This window comes from Mycobacterium sp. 852002-51163_SCH5372311, assembly GCF_001667115.1.
In the GTDB taxonomy this organism is placed as follows: domain Bacteria; phylum Actinomycetota; class Actinomycetes; order Mycobacteriales; family Mycobacteriaceae; genus Mycobacterium.
The window spans coordinates 21,384-41,635 of record NZ_LZIJ01000078.1 but is presented as its reverse complement, the minus strand read 5'-3'; the positions used below and the strand labels follow the sequence as shown (position 1 = coordinate 41,635).

Here is a 20,252-nt window from a genome sequence, read left to right as displayed (position 1 = left end):
CTCCACGGCCGCGAGCGTGCGTGTCTGTACAGGGACACGCCGGTCCGGCCGGCATTTTGTGCACGTTCGGCGGGGCCTGAGCGGTCAGGTCGTCAGAATCGTCGCGGCGGCGGTGCCGGGTGCGCCGTAAACCTGAGCGAACCCGGCGCGCGGATTTCCGGGGACCTGGCGGTCACCGGCCTCACCGCGCAACTGGCGCACCAGCTCGTGCACCTGCCGCAGCCCGGACGCCCCGATCGGCTCGCCATTGGCGATCAGCCCGCCGTCGGTGTTGACCGGCATCGCGCCGGTGATCTCGGTCGCCCCGTCGGCCAACAGCTTCTCCTGCTCACCATCGGCGCAGAATCCCGCTTCGGCCATGTGCATGACCTCGGCGCCGGCGTCGGTGTCTTGTAGCTGGATGACGTCGACGTCTTCCGGTGCCAGACCTGCCTTTTCGAACGCAGCCTTGGCGGCATAGACGGTCGGCGAGACGTCTTCCTCGACCGGTGCGTAGGTGGTGTTGACTTCGTAGGCGCCGTAGCGGCGGGTGCGGACCTCGACCGCGCGCACATAGACGGGTTTGGCCGTGAAGCGGTGCGCGATGTCGGCTCGGCACATGATGGCCGCGGCGGCGCCTTCGTCGGGAGCGCAGAACATGTACTGGGTCAGCGGGTAGTTCAGCACCGGCGAGTTGAGGATCGCTTCCTCGGGCATCGGCTTGCGGCGAAACGCGTTGGGGTTCAAAGCCCCGTTGCGAAAGTTCTTCGCCGCGACCTTGGCGAGCGTGCCGACGGAGATGTTGTGGTCGTGCAGGTAGCGGTTGGCTTTCATGCCGAAGAACTTGGTGGTGAGGTATTGCCCGTTCTCGGCGTACCAGCTCGGCATGCCGACCAGCGCGGGATCCTCTGTGAAGGCCCCGCGCGGGTGTTTGTCCATACCGATGGCGATGCCAATGTCGTAATCTCCCAGCCGAATACCGTCAGCGCACAACTTCGTCGCGCTGGCCGCCGTCGCGCAGGCATTGAATACATCGGTGAACGGGATACCGGTGAGCCCGACCATGCCGACGATCGCGTCCGGGTTCGCGACCGTCCAGCTGCCGCCCACCGCGAACTGGATGTCCTTCCATTCCAGACCGGCATCGGACAGTGCGAGCTGGATGGCATCGGCGGCCATTTCCATCGCGGACTTCCCCTCGAAGCGGCCGAACGGATGCAGACCCACACCGATAATGGCAACGTCAGTCAAGCTATGGCTCCCGATTCTTTCAGTTCGGCGATGCGGTCCCAATCCATGCCGAGTTCCATCAGAACAATTTCGGTGTGCTCGGACGCCTGGGGTGCCCGGGTGGTCGTCAGCGGCTCATGGTTGAACTGGACAGGCCCGCGCACGACGCGAAACGGCTCGCCACCCGCGGCGAGCTCGACTTCGGCGATCATGTCGTTGGCGATGGCCTGTTCGTCGTCCGCCAGGTCGAGCAGGCTCTGGAATGGCGCCCATTGGCCTTTCATCGTCTTCAAGTGCTGCCGCCAGTAGTCAAAGGGTTTGCCGGCGAATGCCTTGGCGATCAATTCTGCTGCCGCATCAGCGTTTCGCAGCAACGGCAGCACCTCGGCGAAGCGTGGATCGTCGGCCGCCTCGGGGATGCCGAGATGCTCGAAAGTGTCACGGATGCAGCCGGTCGGGCTGATGATGCACAGGTTGATGGTGCCGCCGTCGGAGGTTCGGTAGTTGCCCATGAATGGATTGACTGACGGCTCAGCCGATCCCGGCATCCCGACCCGCATCACCTCTCCGCTCTCCATGCCCTGTGTCACGCTTGCCCCCGCCGCCCACCAGGCGGTGCTCAGCAACGACACGTCGACCTCGAGGGCTTCGCCGGTGCGCTCCCGATGCAGCAGCGCGGCCGAGATGCCGCCGGCGATGTTCATCCCGCCGATGGAATCGCCGAAGGCGGGAATGCCTTGTGTCAGTGCGCCACCCAGCTCCTCAGGCGTCAGCGCGTAGCCTATGCCGCTGCGTGTCCAGAACGCCGTTCCGTCATATCCGCCGACGTCGCGTTCGATGCCCTTGTCGCCGTAAGCCGTTCCGCGGGCGTAGACGATATCTGGATTGACCCCGCGGATGTGTTCAACATCGAAGTTGTTTTTCTGGCGTTGCGCGGGCAGGTAATTGGTGAGGAACACATCGGAGGTTCTGGCCAATTCATAGAGGACTTCCTGCCCGCCCAATGTGGAGATGTCGATCCCGACGCTGCGCTTGCCCCGGTTGGGATGCTCCATGAGCGGATGGCGGTCCGGGTCGACCCGGATGCCACCCATGTTGAGGAAGCCTCGTTGGGTGTCACCACGCAGAGGATGCTCGACCTTGATGACGTCCGCCCCCCAATCGGCCAGGATGGCTCCGGCCGCCGGGACGAATGTGAACTGTGCAACCTCCAGAACTCGAAAGCCCGCCATTACCTTGATCATTGCGATCGCACCACGGTTATGCCACCTCGAACTTCACCGGAATGGCCGTCGGGGAGCGGAACGGCTGACCGTGGATATGTGGATCGTCATCGGTGACCAGTTCGACGCGGGTCAACCGATCCAGCAGGCATTCCAGCGCGACCCGGGTTTCCAGCCGCGCCAGGTGCAGGCCCAGACAAGTGTGCTCACCGGCGGCGAAAGAGATGTGCGGCATGTGGTTACGGAAAATATCGAATTCCTCTGGACGCTCCCAGCGCCGCTCGTCACGGTTCGCCGAGCCTATGCACACACTGATCATGGCGCTTGCCGGAATCGAAACCCCGTCCAGCTCAGTGTCTTCGGTGGTGTAACGCTGCACGGTGGTCAGCGGGGTCTCGAAGCGCAGCCCCTCTTCGATCGCCTGGCCGATCAGCCCACGGTCGGACTGCAGAGCAGCGAATTGGTCGGGATGCCTGAGCAGCAGAAACAATAGGTTGCCCGAGGAGCGGTAGGTGGTTTCCAGCCCGGCGGGCAACAGCAGCCGCAGGAAGGAATAGATGGCCTCGTCGCTGAGCTTTTCGCCGTCGATCTCCGCGGTGACCAGATCGCCGATGATGTCTTCGGTGGGCTTGGATTTGCGCTTCTCGATCTGTTCGAGGAAGTAATCCTTGAGCGCCGCCGACGCCTCGAAGGCGCGTTCGTAGTTGACGTGGTAGCTGATCACCTCGACGGCTCGCTTGCGGAACATCGGCAGGTCTTCGGCCGGCAGCCCCAGCAGCTGCGCGATGATCCGGGTGGGGAACACAAAAGTGAAATCCCGGACCAAATCGGCCCGGCTGGTATCGACGAACTCGTCGATCAAGGCGTTGCAGGTCGGGCGCACGATCGTCGGTTCCCAACGGGCCAGCGCCTTGGACTTGAATGCCGCCGATACGAGGTTGCGGTGTTCGCGATGCTCCCTGCCCTCCATCGCCAGAATGGTCGGCCCCATGAACAACCCGATCGTCTTGTCATAGAGCTTCGACGTGAACACGTGGTTGTTGCGGAACACGGTGTTGACTGCATCGAACGACATCGCCGAGAACTCGCACTTCGGCCGGAAGTTCTCCGGCGTCTTGGAGTAGTCCATGACTGTGCCCGCGAACACGCCGCCCTGGCGTCGTTTCTGGGCGAAGAACGGGTATGGGTCACGCAGATCGACGGATTGCACGGCAGCGCCGGTGGCGTCATCGACTTGACTCGTCACTCAGATCTCCAAGCTTGTCCGGCAATTAGCACGGGAGCGTTGCTGCGTAAGATCGTACTGTAATTCTTACAGTAAACAATATCAATGGGATGCTGGCGGGGGCGCGGCACGTCGGCTCAGCCGCCGACCGCCTGCTCGCGTGCCCACCGGTAGTCGGCCTTGCCCGAGGGGCTGCGCTCGATCACGGCCCGGTAGACGATCGCCTTGGGAAGTTTGTAGCGAGCCAACGACTTTGCCGCGTGCGCCACCAGCTCGTCGGGCTCGGCCTGGGCGCCATCGACAAGGGCGACGACGGCGACGACTTCCTGTCCCCAACGCTCGCTGGGCCGCCCCGCGACCACCACGTCGGCCACCGCGGGATGCGACGCGATCGCCGTCTCGACCTCCTCGGCGAAGATCTTCTCCCCGCCGGAATTGATCGTCACCGAATCGCGGCCGAGTAATTCGATGTGGCCGTCGGCAAGGTGGCGCGCCCGGTCGCCGGGAATTGCGTACCGCACCCCGTCGATCGTGGGAAAGGTCTTGGCCGTTTTGGCCGCATCCCCCTTGTAGCCGAGCGGGACGTAGCCGCGTTGCGCCAGCCAGCCGATGCCGTCGTGGCCCGGCGGCAAGATCGTGGATAAGTCCTCGGCCGCTACGAAGGTGTCCGGGCCGGCGTTGAAGGTGCCGGTGGACACCGCTCCCGACATGGACATGTGATGCATCTGCGCCCCGGTCTCCGAAGACCCGACCCCGTCGACGACGACAGCGTTCGGCAGGGTTTCGATCAAGCGCTGCTTGACGTACGGCGTCAGCAAGGCCCCGCCGTTGGCCACCACGGCCAACGACGATACGTCGGCGATCCCCTTCTCGATCGCGGCGATCAATGGCCGGGCGATCGCGTCGCCGACCACGGTCACCACTGACACTCGCTCGCGCTCAATGGTGCGAACGACGTCGTCGGCATCCAAATGGTCTACGACGGAAGGAAAGACGACTGACTGTCCGGTCGTCAGCGCCATCATCACGCTCCACTGCGCCGCGCCGTGAATCAGTGGCGGCAGGATCATCAGCTTGGTGCCCGGCCCCTCACCCAGTGCCGCGACGATCTCGTCGACCGAGCCGAACGGCTCGCCCGTCATCAGGTTTCGCCCGCCGAAGGACGTCATGAAAATGTCGTGCTGGCGCCACAGCACGCCCTTCGGCATGCCCGTCGTGCCACCCGTGTAGAGGACGTACAGGTCATCGGGGGAATGCTGCACGGGTGGCGGTGCCGGCGAACTGGAGGCCAAAGCACGCTCGTAATCCACCGCGCCGTAGATCAAGTCGTGACCGGAGTCATCGGCGATCTGTAGCAGGACCCGAAGCTGCGGAAGATCCGGCAGGACTTCGGCTACCCGCGGCGCGAATGCCGCGTGATAGATCAGGGCGGTTGCCCCCGAATCGGCCAGCAGATAGTGCAATTCGTTCTTGACGTAGCGGTAGTTGACGTTGAACGGCGCCACACGGGCTTGAAAACTGCCGAGCAACGCCTCGACGAATTCGTTTCCGTTGTAGGCGTAAAGGCCGATCAGATCCTGGCCCGTCTCATGGCCGGCCAGCGCAGCACGTTCCCGGTGACAGCCCAGGCCCCGCGAGTGCAGATATGAGGCAAGGCGGTTGGACCGTTCGAGGATCTGCGCGTAGCTGAAGCGTCGCTCACCCTGGATGACCAGCTCCCGGTCCGGTATCGCGGCCGCGACGGCCGCTGCGACGGCGGGCACCGTGAATTCGCTATCAGGCACAGGATCCCTTTCTGCCGAGCTGGGGCACTCCCCTACCTACGGTGTGGGCCCACCCGCTTGCGGGGGAACACAGAATCGCAGTCGTGAGGGTCGCGCAGTGCGATTTTGCGTCTGCTCGACACATTACGGTTGGTGGGGTAGTAGGCGGACCATCAGGCCGTTGGCTTCGGTGAGCAACGTGCCGTCGGCCGAGGTCATGCTCGCGCCGATGAAGATTTTCCTGCCGTCGACCTCGGTGATGCGACCCTTGGCGGTCAGCGGCTCGTCGATCGGGGTGATGTTGCGGTAGTCGACGTGCAGGAAACCGGTGCGGGTCGGCGGGCAGTCCGCGCTGGAGACGACCATGCCGAACAGCCAGTCGTAAAACAGCGGGATCATGCCGCCGTGCACCGCATGATTGCCGCCCACGTGAGACCGGGTGAAGTGGCCCTGCATCGTCACGCCGTCGGGACCAGCTTGGGTGAGGGTCCATGGCGGCAGTAGGGGGTGGCCCAGCCCGGGCAGCTCGAGCACACGGCCGGCCGGCGCGTGCGTTTCCGGGACCTGATGGCCGTCCAGCAACGCGCAGGCATTCTCGACCTGCCGGGCCGCCGTGGCCCACACCGAACTGTCCGGATTGGTGGAGACGGTCAGATCCTGCAGGCGACGCATGGCGGCGACGAACCGGCCCAGCTCGGCAGGAGCTTCCTCGACTGGCCTGATCTGCGGAAACCCACCACGTGTGTCCGGTGCTGTGTCGGTCATAACGCCTTCCAAGCCTGGAGCAGATCGTCGGTTGTGGTGATGGTGGCCAGCAGCGACAGCGAATTTGCGATCACCGCAGCACCGTACTCGGCCGGTACGCCTGCGACGGCGTCACGCGGCACGATCACGCGATACGCGGCGTTGACCGCGTCCATCACGACATTGGGGATCGCGATGTTGAGCGAGACACCCACCACGACAACGGTGGACACTCCCAGGTTTCGCAGCACCGCATCCAAATCGGTACCGCCCATCGGCCCGACGCCGTGCCATCTCCTCAGGACCAGATCGGTTGGTGCAGGCCCCAATTCGGGCAGTAGATCAGCTCCGGGCGTCCCTGGTGCGATATCGACACCGTCTCCGATCGCGAAAATTTTGGCGTTGTGGTTCGATCCGACCCCGTCGGGCCGGCGCTGCACCAAGCAGTGCACAATATGCACACCTGCCGCCCGCGCCGCCGGCAGTAGCCGCACGATGTTGGGCAGGGCGACGCGGCGGGCTTCCTTCGCCAGCAGCGCCAGCCCGGCATTCGGGCCGATGACCGCGCCCTGGCATTCCTGGGTGACGACGGCGGTGTGTCCGGGTGCCGCGAGTTCGGCAAGTCGCACGCTCATGATGTGGCGGCCGCGGGCGGCACATCGTAGAACTGCGTCGCCCACTTACGCAGCGCCATATAGCCTTTCGCGTCGACCCTGGACAGCGGCGGACGCTCCACGTACTTCTGGTAACGCCAGATTTGCAGATCGTCGAAGACGGTGGACAGAAATTGCTGTTCGATCAGTTCGCGTAGCTTGCCGTCGGGCACCGCGGCGGTGTCGCCGGGGGTTCGCGGCCACCAGATCGAATAGAACAGGTCCGAGCACTCATCGTCGACCGGTGTGCACGTGAAAATCAGCCGATGATTCTGCGCGCCTTCGAAGACGCTGATCGCTCCTCCGAGACCGAATAAAAGGCTGTGGAATCGCAACGCGAGATCGTCGGGGTCGTCGCTATGCGCGTTGGGCCACCCCGCGACGAACTGCCATTCGTGGTCGACGATCTTCCAGTCCAGCACTCTGGGCGTCACAGTGGCGTGGTGCACGTACTCGAAATGTGCGCTGTCGGGAGCGTTCTCCGCGACGATCTGTGGATGCACCGGCTCGCGCTCCGCTCGCCGGGAGAATTCCGGATATGCCCGGTAGTAGGCCGCCGGGTCGGTCTCGAACTGCGGGAATTTGCGGAAGATGTCCGGCATCTGCCACTGCGGTTCCTTGCCGTCGGGATGATGCCAGACGAATACGCAGTCGTATTGCTCTCGGACCGGGAACACGCGCAGGGTCAACGCGCGGTTGGGCCGGTCCGGCTGATAGGGAATGTAACGGTTGGTGCCGTCGGGTCCCCAGCGCCACCCGTGGAACGGGCATTGGACGCAGTCGCCGACGACCTTGCCGCCATGGCCGATGTGCGCGCCGAGGTGTTTGCAGTGTGCTTCCAGTACGTGCAGCTCACCGGACTCGTCCCGGTAGGCGACCAGATCTTCGCCGAAGTACCGCAGCGGCCGGACCTCGCCGACCGGAAATTCGGGCGACCACCCGACCATGAACCACCCGGTGACCTTCCAGGTGAACGGGACTTTCACAGCTCCGCCTCCATCGTCAGGCTGATACTAAATCCGTTACAGTATAGATTTCAGCTGGACGTCCACCCTACCGCAAGGAGCTGTATGAGTGGGGAACACGTGGGGCCACCGCCAGCGGGAGGGCGGCAGACGGGCCGGCCCAACCCATTGGAGAGGGTGTGCGGTGGCTCCTGAGCCCGACTTCGACGCGCTGGTGATCGGCGCCGGATTCTCCGGCCTGTACATGCTGCATCGGCTGCGGCAACTCGGGGTCCGGGCCAGGGTGCTGGAGATGGCCGAAAACGTCGGCGGCACCTGGCTGTTCAACCGTTACCCGGGTGCCCGATGCGACATCGAGAGCATCGAGTACTCCTACAGCTTCTCCGAAGAGATTCAGCAGGAATGGGTTTGGACCGAGACGATGCCCGCCCAACCTGAGGTCGAGGCATATCTGAACTTCGTCGCCGACCGCCTCGACCTTCGCCGCGACATCCAGTTCGGGACCAAGGTCGTCGCGATGGCCTTCGACGAGGACGCCGCCCGATGGGAGGTGCGGACCGAGAGCGGGGACCTCGTCACCGCGTCCTTCGTGGTTGCCGCGTCGGGAATCCTGTCCGTGCCGCTGGAACCCGACATTCCCGGGATGAGCACCTTCGCCGGAACGTCATTGTTCACCAGCCGCTGGCCGAAGCAGGGCGTGGATCTCGCCGCAAAGCGGGTGGGCGTCATCGGAACCGGGTCGACCGGTGTTCAACTGATACCTGTGGTAGCTCGGGAAGCTTTGCAGCTCTGTGTGTTTCAGCGTTCGCCGGCATACACCCTGCCCTGGGTGGTGCGGTCGTTCGAGCCGGGCGAGCTGGACGAAGTGAAGTCCCGCTACCGCGAGATCCGAGCTGCCCAGCGTGCACACCCGATTGGCGCGGCGCGGTTGAGCGCATTCTCCGTGCTGCTCGAGATGCTCGGCCGGCCGCCGCTGAAGACGGCGTCGCGGGAAGAGCGGCTGCGTGCCATAGAGGAGCACGGGGTGCTCGGTGCGCTGAATTGGAGCGACGTCTTCTTCGACATCGAGGCCAACCGGATGGCCGCCGAGCTGTACGGCGAGGCGGTGGCCCAGATCGTCGACGACCCCGAGACGGCTGCGGCATTGGTGCCCGACCATCCTTTCGCGTGCAAGCGCCCCATCATCGACCAGGGTTACTACGAGACGTTCAACCGTGACAACGTCACGCTCGTCGACCTGCGCAAGGCTCCGATCCGCGAGGTGACACCGGCAGGCATCCGAACCGAGAGCGGGCTTTACGAGCTCGACGTCATCGTCTACGCCACCGGATTCGACGCCATGACCGGCGCGCTGAGCCGCATCGACATCCGCGGGCGTGACGGCATATCCCTCGGCGAGTTCTGGGCAGGCGTTGGTCCGTTGTCCTATCTCGGGCTGGCGGTCGCCGGCTTCCCGAACCTGTTCACCATCCAGGGCCCGGGCAGCCCCAGCGCCGCCACCAATTTCGTCGCCGCGCTCGAGCAGCATGTGGAGTGGATCGGCGACTGCATCGCGTATCTGCGGGACAACGGAATCCGCACGATCGAGGCGCTGGCGTCCGCTCAGCAGGAGTGGATCGACCACGCCACCGCGCTCGTCGCGCAGACGGTGCTGGTACATCCGAGCTGCAACTCTTGGTACAACGGCGGCAATGTGCCCGGCAAGAAACGGATGTACATGGGCTATACCGGCGGCATACCCGAATACCGGCGCCGCTGCGACGAAATCGCCTCGGGCGGCTACATAGGCTTCAAGTTGGCATAGGGGAGAAGGAATGTCGTGGATAACCAGAGGTCCGCGCATCGCGCGCGATCTGGGCCGCGAGATGGCCCGGGTGGTGCCGCGCACGCTGGCAGGTCTCAACGAATCAACCGGGTGGGTTGCGGCATCGCCGCGCGGCGTGCGTCAGTTCGGTGAGGTCATGCTGGACGAGCTTGTGCTGACCGGCTTTTCGGTGCTGGGCGGGCGGCCCGTCGCGTTGCGGCCGCTGCATGAGTGCGCGGCGGCGGCCGAGGAGTTGGCGGCACTGGGCATCGACGGCGCACACCGCGATCCGGAGCCGTTGCGGGTGCGCTCGGTGAGACGGCGCCGCGTTCCCGGTTTGGGGCCGGGGCTGGCGTACGAACGGATGACGTTCGACCATGACCCGGCACTCCCGGAGACGCTGGAAGCCGAACGCCTCGGTGGACCGGCGCGGGCGGTGGTGCACCTGTGCCGGCACCTGGACGGCCCGCGGCCGTGGCTGGTATGGGTGCATGGCGCCGGTCAGGGCGGTCCAGAAGACCTGCTGCTCAGTCGAATCGGACGTCTCCATCACGGTCTGGGATACAACGTCGCGCTGCCCATACAGCCGGGCCACGGAAGTCGGCGTGGCCAGTGGCCGCGCTATCCGGATATGGATCCGCTGGGCAATGTCGCGGGCATGATGCGGGCGGTGTCCGAGGTCCGCGCCGTCGTGCGATGGATACGGCCGCGGGCGACTGCCGTTGTGGTGGCCGGCATTTCGATGGGCACCCCGGTGGCCGCGCTGGTCTCGCACTTGGAGCGCGAGGTCGACGCCGTTGCGCTGTATACGCCGATACTGGGGCTCAACGCGATGATCGCGCGGCACCTGAGTCGCTGGGGGGCATCTCGCGATGGGTACCGGGAGCTGCTCGAGTCCTCAGTGGTCTCGAAACTGACTTCGGTGATCGATCCCCTGCAGGTGGACCCGGCGCCGCCGCCGCATCGCCGGCTGATCGTCGGGGCGTGGCATGACCGGATGGCGATGCGCGAACCCGCGATCGCGCTGCACGAGCGCATCGGCGGCGAGCTGTACTGGTACGACGGTGGTCATGTCGGTCACGTGTTCTCCCGGCGCGTACTGAAGGTCACGGAGCGGTTCTTGCGGCGGGTCGCTCAGGAGGAAGGGGTGTAATGACAGCCACGTGGACAGCGCGCGAAGTGGTCGAGCTGTACAACCTGGTGGTCTGGAATGAACGCAATCTGGACCTGGCCCGGGAGTTGTTCGCTGACACCGTAATCCGGCACGAGGTCGGCGAGGCGCACACGCTAACTCATGCCCAGGCGGTCCAGCGGGTAGCGGACGTGTGGAACCTCTTCGACTCGCTGCGCTTCGATCTGAACATCGTGATCGACGGTGACGACGGTGAGCACGTCGCGATTGTCTACGACTCGACCATGACCACCAGCGACGGCACCAAGACCAATGTCGCCAGCATCGAGGTGTTCCGCGTCGTGGATGGCAAGATCACCGAAGTCTGGAACTGCGGCTACAAGCAAGGAGTTTGGAATTGAGCGATCGCACGCTCGACGAGTTGGGCTACTACCTGCTGGCCGGTGCCGGCGGGGAGGGTCCGGCGAGGTTGATGGACGAGGCTCGTCGCGGTGAGGAGCTGGGGTTCGGCACCGCGTTCATCTCCGAGCGGTGGAACGTCAAGGAAGCGTCCTCTCTGGTCGGCGCGGCGTGCGCGGTTACCAGCCGGATGCAGATCGCCACTGCCGCAACCAATCACAACACCCGTCATCCGCTTATCACCGGGTCGTGGGCGACGACGATGCACCGGCTCTCCGGTGGCCGGTTCACGTTGGGCATCGGTCGCGGCATCGCGGCGATCTACGGGGCGTTCGGCATACCGGCGGTGACGACCGCCCAGATGGAGGATTGGGCCCAGGTGATGCGCCGACTCTGGCACGGCGAGGTGATCTTCAATCACGACGGCCCGATGGGCAAATACCCGGTTCTGTTCCTGGACCGGGACTTCAACGAAGACATTCGTCTGGCACTGGTGGCTTTCGGGCCGAACACGCTGGCGCTTGGCGGCCGGGTGTTCGACGACGTGATACTGCATACCTACTTCGCGCCAGACACATTGCGGCGCTGCGTCGAAACCGTCAAGACCGCCGCGGAGAAAGCCGGCCGCGACCCGGACAGCGTGCGGGTGTGGTCGTGCTTCGCTACCGTCGGCGACCATCTTCCGGAGCAGCTGCGACTGAAGAAGACCGTCGCGCGGCTGGCCACTTATCTGCAGGGGTACGGCGACCTGATGGTGCAGACCAACGGTTGGGATCCCGCTGTCCTGCAACGGTTCCGGGAAGACTCCGTGGTGACGTCGATCGCCGGCGGCATCGATCACAAGGCCACGCCGGAACAGATCGAGCACATCGCGACCCTGATTCCCGACGAGTGGCTGGAGCCGTCGGCGACCGGACCGGCGCAGCAGTGCGTGGAACGCATCCGGCGTGAGTTTCAGTATGGCGCCGACGCGGTGATCATGCATGGCGCGACACCGGACGAGCTCGAGCCGATCGTCGCGGCGTACCGCGGCGCCGACTAACGCCGCGAGCGTGCGCAAAATGCCGTGCCAGCACGGCGTGTCGTGTACAAACACGCACGCTCGCGGGCTGTTTGGACTTGAGGTGCAGTCGGCTCGTGAGCCTCGTCGCTATTAGCCGACTTTCGCCGGCATCCTGTCCCAACCGCGCACGGTGGATGTGCGTGACCGCTGGGCACTGCTGAGATCTACCTGCCACTCCGGGAATCGCTTGAGCACCTCTTCGAGCGCTACCCGGCCTTCCAGCCGGGCCAGCGGAGCGCCGACGCAGAAGTGGGCTCCGCGGCCGAAGGTCAGATGCCCACCAGGTTTGCGATGAATGTCAAACCGATCGGGCACCTGGAAATGGCGCTCGTCACGATTGGCTGAGGCCAGCATGACGAGCAATGCGCCGCCGGCCGGAAGGGTCTGATCCTGGAACTGGACATCTTCGGCGGCGACGTATCGAGCGACATGTGGTCCGGGCGGTTCGAATCGGAGAAGCTCTTCGATCGCAACCGGGATTAGGGAGTTGTCGTCGACGAGTTCCTTGCGCTGGTCGGGGTGCTCGGCCAAGACCTTGCCCATCCAGCCGAATAGCCGGCCCGTGGTTTCGACTCCTGCACCTGCGACTACGGCCAGGAAGATCAACAGTTCCTGTTTCGTCAGGTGGCGCCTCTTGCCGGTCTCGTCCTCGAATTCGACGTTGAGCAGTTCGGTGATCAGGTCGTCAGACGGATTCTTCTCGCGCCATGCAACGTAGTCGGCGAACATGTCACCGTCGAAGTAGTGGTTCTTGTCCACCGGCAGAGGTTTACCTGGCTCGTTTTGCAGGACGCGGTGCGCCCGGGTCCGCACCGAAGGTTGGTCGGCGTCCGGGATTCCGGCGAGCATGCCGATGGTGCGCATCGGCAGCTCGCGTCCTAAGTCCAGCACGAAGTCGAAGCTCTCTCCGTCGGCCAGGGGATCGAGGCAAGCTGCGCAGAAGGCGCGCACCTTCTCCGCTAATGTCCGCATCTTCTTCGGCATGAAGGCCCGCGACACCAATGCGCGATGAATCGTGTGTACTGGCGGGTCTTCATTGATGAAAACTCCCGGCGGCATCACCGGATCGGTCTTCACCACCTCGAGGATGTCACCCTTGGCCGAACTCAGCCTGGTTGAATCCTTGAGAGCCGCCACGACATCCGCGTATCGGCTCACTGCCCAGAAGTCATGACGTTCGTTGTAGTAGAGCGGGGCCTCATCGCGTAGTCGTCGGTATACCGGGTACGGGTCGAGATCAATTTCCACATCCCAAGGGTCGTAATACAGATCCTGCCTCAACGTCCCTCCTCGCGCGTTACTGTACGACCATACAGCATATGCTGTACGATCGTACAGGCGTGCCATCAACGGAGGAGTAGTCAGTGAACGATCGGTTCTCCCTCGAAGGGCGAGTGGCTGTGATCACGGGTGGTGGCACCGGAATTGGTCGAGGCTCGGCATTGGTGCTTGCCGAGCACGGAGCCGACGTGGTGCTCGCGGGTCGACGTCCCGACCCGCTTGAATCCACTGCGAAGGAGGCCCACGCGCTCGGACGACGGGCGCTAGCGGTATCCACAGACGTCACCTCTGCCAAGGAGTGCCGGAAGCTCATCGACGCAACGCTGCAGGAGTTTGGCCGGGTTGACATTCTGGTGAACTGCGCAGGCGGTGCGGAAACAAAGTCGATATCGAAGTGGTCCGACGATGACTTCGAACGCACGCTGGCCCTGAATTTCGGTGCCGTCTGGCATCTATCGCGTGCAGCGGTGAAGCCGATGCTTGAGCAGGGCAAGGGCGCGATCGTCAACATCTCGTCCGGAGCAAGTCTGCTGGCGATGCCGCAGGCCGCGCCCTATGGTGCGGCTAAGGCCGCCGTCAACAATCTGACCGGGTCGATGGCGGCCGCGTGGGGACGCCGGGGCATCCGCGTCAATGCGATCGCTGTAGGAGCTGTGCGAGCCGCCACTCTGATGGACGATGCTGCCCGCCATGGCGTCGACCCCGAGGCGGTCGCTATGACCAACGGCGTGGGGCGCCTCGGTGAGCCCGACGAAATCGGCTACGGAGTACTATTTTTCGCATCCGATGCTTCGAGCTTTTGTTCGGGACAGACGCTGTATATGCACGGCGCTCCCGGCCCGGCGGGCGTCTGAAGACCGGCCGTCACAACGTGTCGCCACCTACCAGCGGTTCGGTGCCGGCGCATCAATTGTCAAGGGTCGTACGTAGGACAAGTCGCGCCGGTCACGGGTACCGACGACGTAACCCTGCTCCTTGAAAAAGCTGGACTGCAACACACGGGCATCGGCCAGGAACATGCCCTCGACGGTCGAGCGCCGAACCACGATGCGCCACTGACCGTCTCGCCGTTCCAGCCGATCCAAGTAGCGTCCGGTAATGAACTGCGCGGTGCTCCCGTCGGACCCGATGAGCACGACGATGGCATAGCTCTCGGCATGGGCGGTGTCGCCCTCGATTTCGCAGGAGTGTGTGGTGATGTTGTGGGTATGCACGAGGGAAGTCTGGGCGTGAGTCTTGTTGGCCCACTTCCCATAATCTGGTCCCGAGTTGACGGCAAAGCCATGCTCGTCCACGCCGTCATTGTGGTAGGCCGAACTGATGAGGTCCACGTCATGGCGATCGCACCCCCGCGCGTGGCGCGCAATGCAGTCGAGGATTGCCGTCCGATCGAGTAGGTATTGGACGTCGCGGCGCAGCAGAGTGAGGTCGGTGTCGGCGGTCATGAGGCTCCTGATCATCGGTGCGCCACGTCGGGGAAGCAAGGCAACGACGCACAAGTCGTGACACTATACGTGTGTACAGCATATGGCGAGTGTGAGAATGGTTTCAACCCGACCAGTGAGGGGACCATGGCATCAGCACCCAGACGCGTTGGCGCGGAAACATCCCATACACGCGATGTGCTTCTCGATTGCGTCGAGAAGATGATGCTGGAGGACGGCTACCCCAGCGTGAGCTATCGGGCGTTGGCGGCTAAAGCCGGGGTTACACCGAGTTTGGTGCAGTATTACTTCCCGTCGCTTGACGACATCTTCCTTGCCTCCATCCAGCGGTACTCGCAACGGAACCTCGCGGTGTTGGCAAAGGCACTCGAAGCTCGCTCCGACGATCCATTGCATGCGTTGTGGGACTTCAGCTGGGACGAGGCGACCGGCGCCCTCATGACCGAATTCCTGGCTTTGGGGAACCACCGGAAGTCGATTCAGTCCGCCATCGCCGATGTCACCGATCAGGTACGCGCGATCGAAGTTGACGCTCTCGCGAGAAAATTCGGCAAGGGCGCACGCCTCGACGGTTTGTCACTGAGCGCAGTCGCGCTTCTCGTGACGGGGATACCGAAATTCCTCAATCTCGAGGAGGGCGTCGGCGTCGATGCCGCGCACCGCGAAGTGATCGAAGCCATCGAAAAGCATCTGGACTCCATTGAGACGCGCTCTACGGATCGCAACCGGCGGCGGCGGCCGAATCCGCGCCGGTCAGCGGCGATGACTTCGTCCGGTCGGGCCGAAGCTCGGCGTCCGCGCCGTCACTAAGCGATCTGATTCGCGGGAAACCATTGAGCCGTTGCCCTTGGCTTTGCTGTACAGTCGTATAGGCACGATGCAGTACGACCGTATAGCAGGAAGGATCATCCGTGAGTACGACAAGTCGCGTAGCGGTGGTCACCGGCGGTGGATCCGGCGTGGGGCAAGCAATTGCGGCCCATCTTGCTCGAGATGGGCGTCGAGTTGCCGTGTTGGACCTCAATGGGGAAGCCGCCGACAAGGTAGCCGCCCAACTACGCGTCGATGGGGGCGACGCGCTGGGTGTACAGGCCGACATTTCCGATCCGGACGCCATTGCCCGGGCCTTCAAAGCAGTACGAGATACGTTGGGCCCGAGTGAGATTCTGGTGACGAGCGCTGCGATCGCGGGCTTCACCCCGTTCCATCAGATCACGCTCGAGGAGTGGAATCGCTACCTCGCGGTGAACTTGACGGGTACATTCCTGTGCCTACAGGCAGCGTTGCCGGACATGACGTCGGCTAAATGGGGCCGGATCGTGACTATCTCGTCAGCGGCCGGCCAGAAAGGAGCCGTCGGTCAGGGCCACTACTCTGCCTCTAAAGGCGGGGTTATCGCGCTCACGAAGACGGTGGCACAAGAGTACGCATCGCGGGGAATCACCATCAACACCATTCCGCCGTTCGTCATCGACTCTCCGATGCTGCGAGAACAGCAATCTGCGAAGAAGCTGCCGTCGGCGGAAGTGCTGGCGAAGGCCATTCCGGCAGGACGAATCGGCACAGGTGAAGACGTCGCCGCATTGTGCGCTTTTTTGTGCTCGGAGTCATCGAGCTATATCACCGGACAGGTGATCGGAGTCAACGGCGGAGCAGTTCTGTAGAGGAGTAGGCCAATTATGCCGAATACGAACAGGATCGCCGTGGTCACCGGTGCCAGTCGAGGAGCCGGCGCAGGCATCGCACACGCGCTCGGCGCCCACGGGTACACGGTCTATGTCACCGGTCGCACCGAGAAGCCGGGTGAATCCCAACTCCCCGGCACCATCTATGAGACGGCCAATGAGGTTGATGCATCGGGTGGCAGGGGCATTGCGGTAAGGGTCGATCATGCCGACGACGACCAGGTGAAGGATCTCTTTGAGCGCGTCGGCAGCGACCACGGAAAGATTGACGTGCTGGTCAACAACGCGGCGATCATCCGCAACGAGATGATGGGCCGGACGAAGTTTTGGGAGGAACCCCTAAACGTGATCGACACCCTTACTGTGGGCCTGCGCAGTAGCTACGTTGCAACGGTCTTTGCCGTGCCGTTGATGTTGCCGCAGCGCAGAGGGTTGGTCGTCTTCACGTCATCGTCGGGAGCGGTGCACTATGCGTTTGGACCGGCATACGGTGTTCCGAAGGCAGGCACCGACAAGATGGCCGCGGACATGGCAATTGACTTCAAAGGCACTGGCATCGCTGCGGTTTCGATATGGATGGGGTCATTGTTAACTCAGCGCGTGCGCGACATCGTGGCACGCAATCCGGAGAAACTGGGCCATATTTTCGACAGTGCCGAGACTCCGGAGTTCACCGGCCATGTCATCTCTCGCCTCTACGACGATCCGAACCTCGAGGACTTGAGCGGTCAGACGCTCATCGCTGCCGAGCTGGCCGTCAAGTACGGGATCAAAGATGAAGGGCTACGGCAACCGCCGTCATATCGGGACCTTCATGGCGTGTATCCCCGTTCCCAGTTCGCTTACGTCATGCGATGACAGCTGCGGCCGAGCTGGGCGAGCAGACGCAAAAGTACCCCATTTCGGGACGAAATGGGGTACTTTTGCGTCTGCTCGCCATTCAAACCGGCGGGCCGACTGGCGGACCAGGGATGTGACCATTAGCGCGATTTCGACTATGGCGCAAGGGGTCTCGACATTACGTGGTGTGACGGCGAAGGTAGGAGCGGTTATGTCGCAGCACTTGAAGGACAAGGTCATCATCGTGACCGGCGCAGGCAGCGGCTTCGGCAAGCTGATCTCGGAAAAGTGCGCCGCCGGTGGGGCGAAGGTGGTCGGCGTGGACGTCAACACCGAGAGCCTCAACGAGGTCTTCGAGGGCATCCGCGCCGCTGGTTTGGAGGGCACCGCCCACGCCGCCGATGTCACGGACATGGCCCAGCTCAAGGCGGCGGCCCAACACGCGGTCGACACTTACGGCGCAATCGACGTGATGGTCAACAACGCGGGTGTCATGCCGCTGGCGTTTTTCGCCGACCACGAACGCGCCTGGGAGAAATGGCACAAGGCGATCGATATCAACATCAAAGGCGTCGTGAACGGCATCTCGGCCGTCTACGACACGATGATCCAGCAGGGCCGGGGCCAGGTCGTCAACATTTCGTCCATCTACGGCAATGCGGGGACCGAAGGCTCGGGCGTTTACAGTGCGACCAAGGCGGCGGTCGATGTGCTCTCCGATTCGTTGCGGATCGAGGCCCAGGGCAAGATCAAGGTCACCACGATCAAGCCGACCGGGGTGCTCGGGACCAACCTCGCCAGCGGCGTCGTCAACGAAATGGCGGCCATCGGAATTGTCGGACAGAAGGCCGCCAAGTTCTTCGAGAATGTCGGCAACCTGCAAAACGGGGCGCTTCGGCCCGAGCAGATGGACGTCGACTCGATGCAATACTGGCTGATCACCCCGGACGACCTGGCGAACGCGGTGGTGCACGTGATCGACCAGCCCTGGGGGATCAACCTCAGCGACGTCACGGTGCGCGCGAGCGGCGAGGACTACGTGTACTGAACGGCGCCGCCGTAAGCGCGAGCGTGCGCAGTTGTACGGCATTCTGCGGCGTGTCGTGTACAAACACGCACGCTCGCGGACCGACGGCGGAGAAACGTCACGGAATGATGACGGTGCGAGTCACCGGCTCGGCGACGGCTTGCCGGCTGGACAGGCCGCGTTCCAGGGAATTCAGCAGGGCGTCCCGGCTTTCGCGAGGGTCGATGAGCTCGTCGAAACCCAGATGCTCGGCCGACCGGTACGACGCCTGCAGCTCGGCGTTGCGCAGCTTGACGGAAAGGTCTTCACCCGCGTGCGACGCGCGGGTGAGCGCCGCGGCGCTCATGGCTCCCATGGTGGCGCCCGGGAACGCGAATGTTGCTGACTGGTGGTCGAATCCGAGCAGCGACATGACCATGGAGCCGAACCCGTATGCCTTGCGCAGAGTCAGGTGCAGCTTGATGGTCGTGGCCGCCGTCTGCGCGGCGAACATCCGTGCGCCGGCGCGCAATACGCCTTCGCGTTCGGAGCGGCTGCCGGGCAGCATGCCCGGGTTGTCGGCGAAGAAGACGATCGGAAGGTGAAACGAGTCGGCGACCATGATGAAATGCGCTGCCTTGTCGGCGGCCTCGGCGTCGATGGACCCCGCCAGCACCTGCGGCTGGTTGGCCACCACCGCGACCGGATGCCCGCCGAGATGTGCCAGCGCGCAGATGATCGCCCGGCCGAACCGCGGCTGCACCTCGAACCAGTCCGGATCGTCGAACACCACATCGAGCACCTGGCGCATGTCGTAGACCCGCCGGTTGTCGCGCGAGACGATCTCCAGCAATTCCGGCGTCGGCCGCGGGCCGCTGGTTGCGTCCGCCGACCCCGACGCGGACCGCGCCGGAGGGTACGACCAGGCACTGGGCGGGAAATACGACAAATAGCGCCGAATGTCGTCGAGCACGGCTTCGTCGTCCTCGGCGAAGTTGTGGATCACCCCGCTGGGCAGTGAGACGTCCGGGCCACCGAGATCCTCTTTCGAGATCTCCTCACCGGTGGACTCTTTCACGACGGGGGGCCCGGCGGTGAAGATGGCGCCGTGGCTGCTCATGATCCGGAAGTCGCACACTGGGGCCACCAGGGCGCCGTGTCCCGCCGACGGTCCGAGCACCGCGGCGACGGTCGGAACCCGGCCCGAGCACTGTGTCTGCGCGAGCAGATCGGTGGGAGTCCGCCCGTAATGCCCGCCGGTGGGGCGAAATCCGGCGCCGTCGAGGAGCATGACGAGCGGGACCCGGTCGCGGACCGCGAGCTCGGCGAGGCGGTAGCGCTTGGAGTTGCCCCCCGGCCCGATGCTGCCGGCCAGCGTGGTGAAGTCCTCGGCGCCCACCATCACCGGAACCCCGTTGACACGGCCGGATCCGGTGACGATCGCGTCGGCCGCGATCTCGCCGCCGACAAGCGTGCCCAGTTCGCGGAATGTCCCGGGATCGAGGAGTCGTTCGATGCGCGAGCGAGCGTCGAGCTTGCCCTTGCTGCGATGCTTGTCGAGCCGTTCGGGACCGCCCATGCCGCGCGCGTGCTGACGGCGGCGGGCGAGGTCGGCGAGCGTCTCCTCCCAATCCGGGGATTTGGCCATTGCTTCCGTCCTCACTCGGCGCCCGCGCCGACGCATACTGAATTGCTTACTGTAGCGCCTGCGACAGAGCTCCCGGCCACCGGCGCGGACGTTGACCCTACCGAATCGCTTACTGTAACTTTTACCCCATGGTGTGTGGGTGGGTAGTGCTGCGCAGGCGCTCCCCC

General features: G+C 64.0%; 19 protein-coding genes. 9 read left to right on the top strand and 10 right to left on the bottom strand.

Annotation, left to right across the window (positions count from 1 at the left end):
* Positions 1 to 84 precede the first annotated feature (84 nt).
* The 7 genes from A5791_RS09350 to A5791_RS09320 all read right to left on the bottom strand — a co-directional run bounded on the left by A5791_RS09350 (position 85) and on the right by A5791_RS09320 (position 7,803).
* Positions 85 to 1,230 (bottom strand): thiolase family protein, encoded by a 1,146-nt coding sequence (locus tag A5791_RS09350; protein ID WP_067234369.1) that lies wholly within the window; start codon positions 1,228 to 1,230, stop codon positions 85 to 87.
* Positions 1,227 to 2,441, bottom strand: a complete 1,215-nt coding sequence (locus tag A5791_RS09345; protein ID WP_067234752.1) for a CaiB/BaiF CoA-transferase family protein — start codon at positions 2,439 to 2,441, stop codon at positions 1,227 to 1,229. The genes A5791_RS09350 and A5791_RS09345 overlap by 4 nt, the downstream gene beginning before the upstream one ends.
* Positions 2,442 to 2,469: 28 nt before the next feature.
* Positions 2,470 to 3,678 carry a cytochrome P450 gene (locus tag A5791_RS09340; protein ID WP_067234366.1) on the bottom strand — a complete coding sequence of 403 codons (1,209 nt, stop codon included), beginning with the start codon at positions 3,676 to 3,678 and terminating at the stop codon, positions 2,470 to 2,472.
* Between the two features lie 116 nt (positions 3,679 to 3,794).
* Positions 3,795 to 5,441 carry an acyl-CoA synthetase gene (locus A5791_RS09335; RefSeq protein ID WP_067234363.1) on the bottom strand — a complete coding sequence of 549 codons (1,647 nt, stop codon included), beginning with the start codon at positions 5,439 to 5,441 and terminating at the stop codon, positions 3,795 to 3,797.
* Positions 5,442 to 5,564: 123 nt separating this feature from the next.
* Positions 5,565 to 6,185: a PaaI family thioesterase gene (locus tag A5791_RS09330; RefSeq protein ID WP_067234359.1), complete on the bottom strand. Its 621-nt coding sequence runs from the start codon at positions 6,183 to 6,185 to the stop codon at positions 5,565 to 5,567.
* Complete coding sequence (locus A5791_RS09325; RefSeq protein ID WP_067234355.1) at positions 6,182 to 6,799, bottom strand: cysteine hydrolase; 618 nt, start codon at positions 6,797 to 6,799, stop codon at positions 6,182 to 6,184. Before A5791_RS09325 ends, A5791_RS09330 begins: the two co-directional genes overlap by 4 nt.
* On the bottom strand, positions 6,796 to 7,803 hold the full coding sequence (locus tag A5791_RS09320) for an aromatic ring-hydroxylating dioxygenase subunit alpha (RefSeq protein ID WP_067234351.1): 1,008 nt from the start codon (positions 7,801 to 7,803) through the stop codon (positions 6,796 to 6,798). Before A5791_RS09320 ends, A5791_RS09325 begins: the two co-directional genes overlap by 4 nt.
* A 163-nt stretch (positions 7,804 to 7,966) precedes the next feature.
* On the opposite strand from A5791_RS09320, the gene A5791_RS09315 reads away from it, so the two are divergent.
* Genes A5791_RS09315 through A5791_RS09300 form a run of 4 tightly spaced genes read left to right on the top strand, consistent with a single transcriptional unit; the run spans position 7,967 to position 12,159 of the window.
* Positions 7,967 to 9,586, top strand: coding sequence for an NAD(P)/FAD-dependent oxidoreductase (locus A5791_RS09315; protein WP_067234347.1), 1,620 nt, complete (start codon positions 7,967 to 7,969; stop codon positions 9,584 to 9,586).
* Positions 9,587 to 9,596: 10 nt separating this feature from the next.
* On the top strand, positions 9,597 to 10,739 hold the full coding sequence (locus A5791_RS09310; RefSeq protein ID WP_067234343.1) for a PHB depolymerase family esterase: 1,143 nt from the start codon (positions 9,597 to 9,599) through the stop codon (positions 10,737 to 10,739).
* Positions 10,739 to 11,119: a nuclear transport factor 2 family protein gene (locus A5791_RS09305; RefSeq protein WP_067234340.1), complete on the top strand. Its 381-nt coding sequence runs from the start codon at positions 10,739 to 10,741 to the stop codon at positions 11,117 to 11,119. Before A5791_RS09310 ends, A5791_RS09305 begins: the two co-directional genes overlap by 1 nt.
* Positions 11,116 to 12,159, top strand: coding sequence for a TIGR03857 family LLM class F420-dependent oxidoreductase (locus A5791_RS09300; protein WP_067234335.1), 1,044 nt, complete (start codon positions 11,116 to 11,118; stop codon positions 12,157 to 12,159). The genes A5791_RS09305 and A5791_RS09300 overlap by 4 nt, the downstream gene beginning before the upstream one ends.
* A gap of 111 nt (positions 12,160 to 12,270) precedes the next feature.
* Here the strand turns inward: A5791_RS09300 and A5791_RS09295 are convergent, their stop codons facing one another.
* Entirely contained in the window at positions 12,271 to 13,461 is a 1,191-nt protein-coding gene (locus A5791_RS09295) for a cytochrome P450 (RefSeq protein ID WP_067234332.1), read from the bottom strand.
* 83 nt (positions 13,462 to 13,544) lie between these two features.
* Here A5791_RS09295 and A5791_RS09290 point away from each other — a divergent pair, with 83 nt between their 5' ends.
* Positions 13,545 to 14,315 (top strand): SDR family NAD(P)-dependent oxidoreductase, encoded by a 771-nt coding sequence (locus tag A5791_RS09290; RefSeq protein ID WP_067234328.1) that lies wholly within the window; start codon positions 13,545 to 13,547, stop codon positions 14,313 to 14,315.
* A 27-nt stretch (positions 14,316 to 14,342) separates the two neighbouring features.
* Here the strand turns inward: A5791_RS09290 and A5791_RS09285 are convergent, their stop codons facing one another.
* The gene (locus A5791_RS09285; protein ID WP_067234747.1) at positions 14,343 to 14,906 is read right to left on the bottom strand and encodes a nuclear transport factor 2 family protein; all 564 of its coding nucleotides are present in this window, start codon (positions 14,904 to 14,906) and stop codon (positions 14,343 to 14,345) included.
* Positions 14,907 to 15,032: 126 nt separating this feature from the next.
* Here A5791_RS09285 and A5791_RS09280 point away from each other — a divergent pair, with 126 nt between their 5' ends.
* The 4 genes from A5791_RS09280 to A5791_RS09265 all read left to right on the top strand — a co-directional run bounded on the left by A5791_RS09280 (position 15,033) and on the right by A5791_RS09265 (position 18,479).
* Positions 15,033 to 15,716: a TetR/AcrR family transcriptional regulator gene (locus A5791_RS09280; protein ID WP_067234324.1), complete on the top strand. Its 684-nt coding sequence runs from the start codon at positions 15,033 to 15,035 to the stop codon at positions 15,714 to 15,716.
* A 101-nt stretch (positions 15,717 to 15,817) separates the two neighbouring features.
* Positions 15,818 to 16,570: an SDR family NAD(P)-dependent oxidoreductase gene (locus A5791_RS09275; RefSeq protein WP_067234320.1), complete on the top strand. Its 753-nt coding sequence runs from the start codon at positions 15,818 to 15,820 to the stop codon at positions 16,568 to 16,570.
* Between the two features lie 15 nt (positions 16,571 to 16,585).
* Positions 16,586 to 17,449, top strand: coding sequence for an SDR family NAD(P)-dependent oxidoreductase (locus tag A5791_RS09270; RefSeq protein WP_067234316.1), 864 nt, complete (start codon positions 16,586 to 16,588; stop codon positions 17,447 to 17,449).
* A gap of 193 nt (positions 17,450 to 17,642) precedes the next feature.
* A complete protein-coding gene (locus tag A5791_RS09265; protein WP_067234313.1) occupies positions 17,643 to 18,479 on the top strand; it encodes an SDR family oxidoreductase in 837 nt (278 codons plus the stop codon).
* A 97-nt stretch (positions 18,480 to 18,576) separates the two neighbouring features.
* Here the strand turns inward: A5791_RS09265 and A5791_RS09260 are convergent, their stop codons facing one another.
* Positions 18,577 to 20,085: an acyl-CoA carboxylase subunit beta gene (locus A5791_RS09260; protein ID WP_067234308.1), complete on the bottom strand. Its 1,509-nt coding sequence runs from the start codon at positions 20,083 to 20,085 to the stop codon at positions 18,577 to 18,579.
* Positions 20,086 to 20,252: the final 167 nt, after the last annotated feature.

Excerpts from the sequence above, each read along its gene's own strand:
- A5791_RS09345 (WP_067234752.1), bottom strand. The coding sequence starts at position 2,441 with ATGGCGGGCTTTCGAGTTCTGGAGGTTGCACAGTTCACATTCGTCCCG.
- A5791_RS09330 (WP_067234359.1), bottom strand. The coding sequence starts at position 6,185 with ATGACCGACACAGCACCGGACACACGTGGTGGGTTTCCGCAGATCAGG.
- A5791_RS09325 (WP_067234355.1), bottom strand. The coding sequence starts at position 6,799 with ATGAGCGTGCGACTTGCCGAACTCGCGGCACCCGGACACACCGCCGTC.
- A5791_RS09310 (WP_067234343.1), top strand. The coding sequence starts at position 9,597 with ATGTCGTGGATAACCAGAGGTCCGCGCATCGCGCGCGATCTGGGCCGC.
- A5791_RS09305 (WP_067234340.1), top strand. The coding sequence starts at position 10,739 with ATGACAGCCACGTGGACAGCGCGCGAAGTGGTCGAGCTGTACAACCTG.
- A5791_RS09285 (WP_067234747.1), bottom strand. The coding sequence starts at position 14,906 with ATGACCGCCGACACCGACCTCACTCTGCTGCGCCGCGACGTCCAATAC.
- A5791_RS09280 (WP_067234324.1), top strand. The coding sequence starts at position 15,033 with ATGGCATCAGCACCCAGACGCGTTGGCGCGGAAACATCCCATACACGC.
- A5791_RS09270 (WP_067234316.1), top strand. The coding sequence starts at position 16,586 with ATGCCGAATACGAACAGGATCGCCGTGGTCACCGGTGCCAGTCGAGGA.
- A5791_RS09265 (WP_067234313.1), top strand. The coding sequence starts at position 17,643 with ATGTCGCAGCACTTGAAGGACAAGGTCATCATCGTGACCGGCGCAGGC.
- A5791_RS09260 (WP_067234308.1), bottom strand. The coding sequence starts at position 20,085 with ATGGCCAAATCCCCGGATTGGGAGGAGACGCTCGCCGACCTCGCCCGC.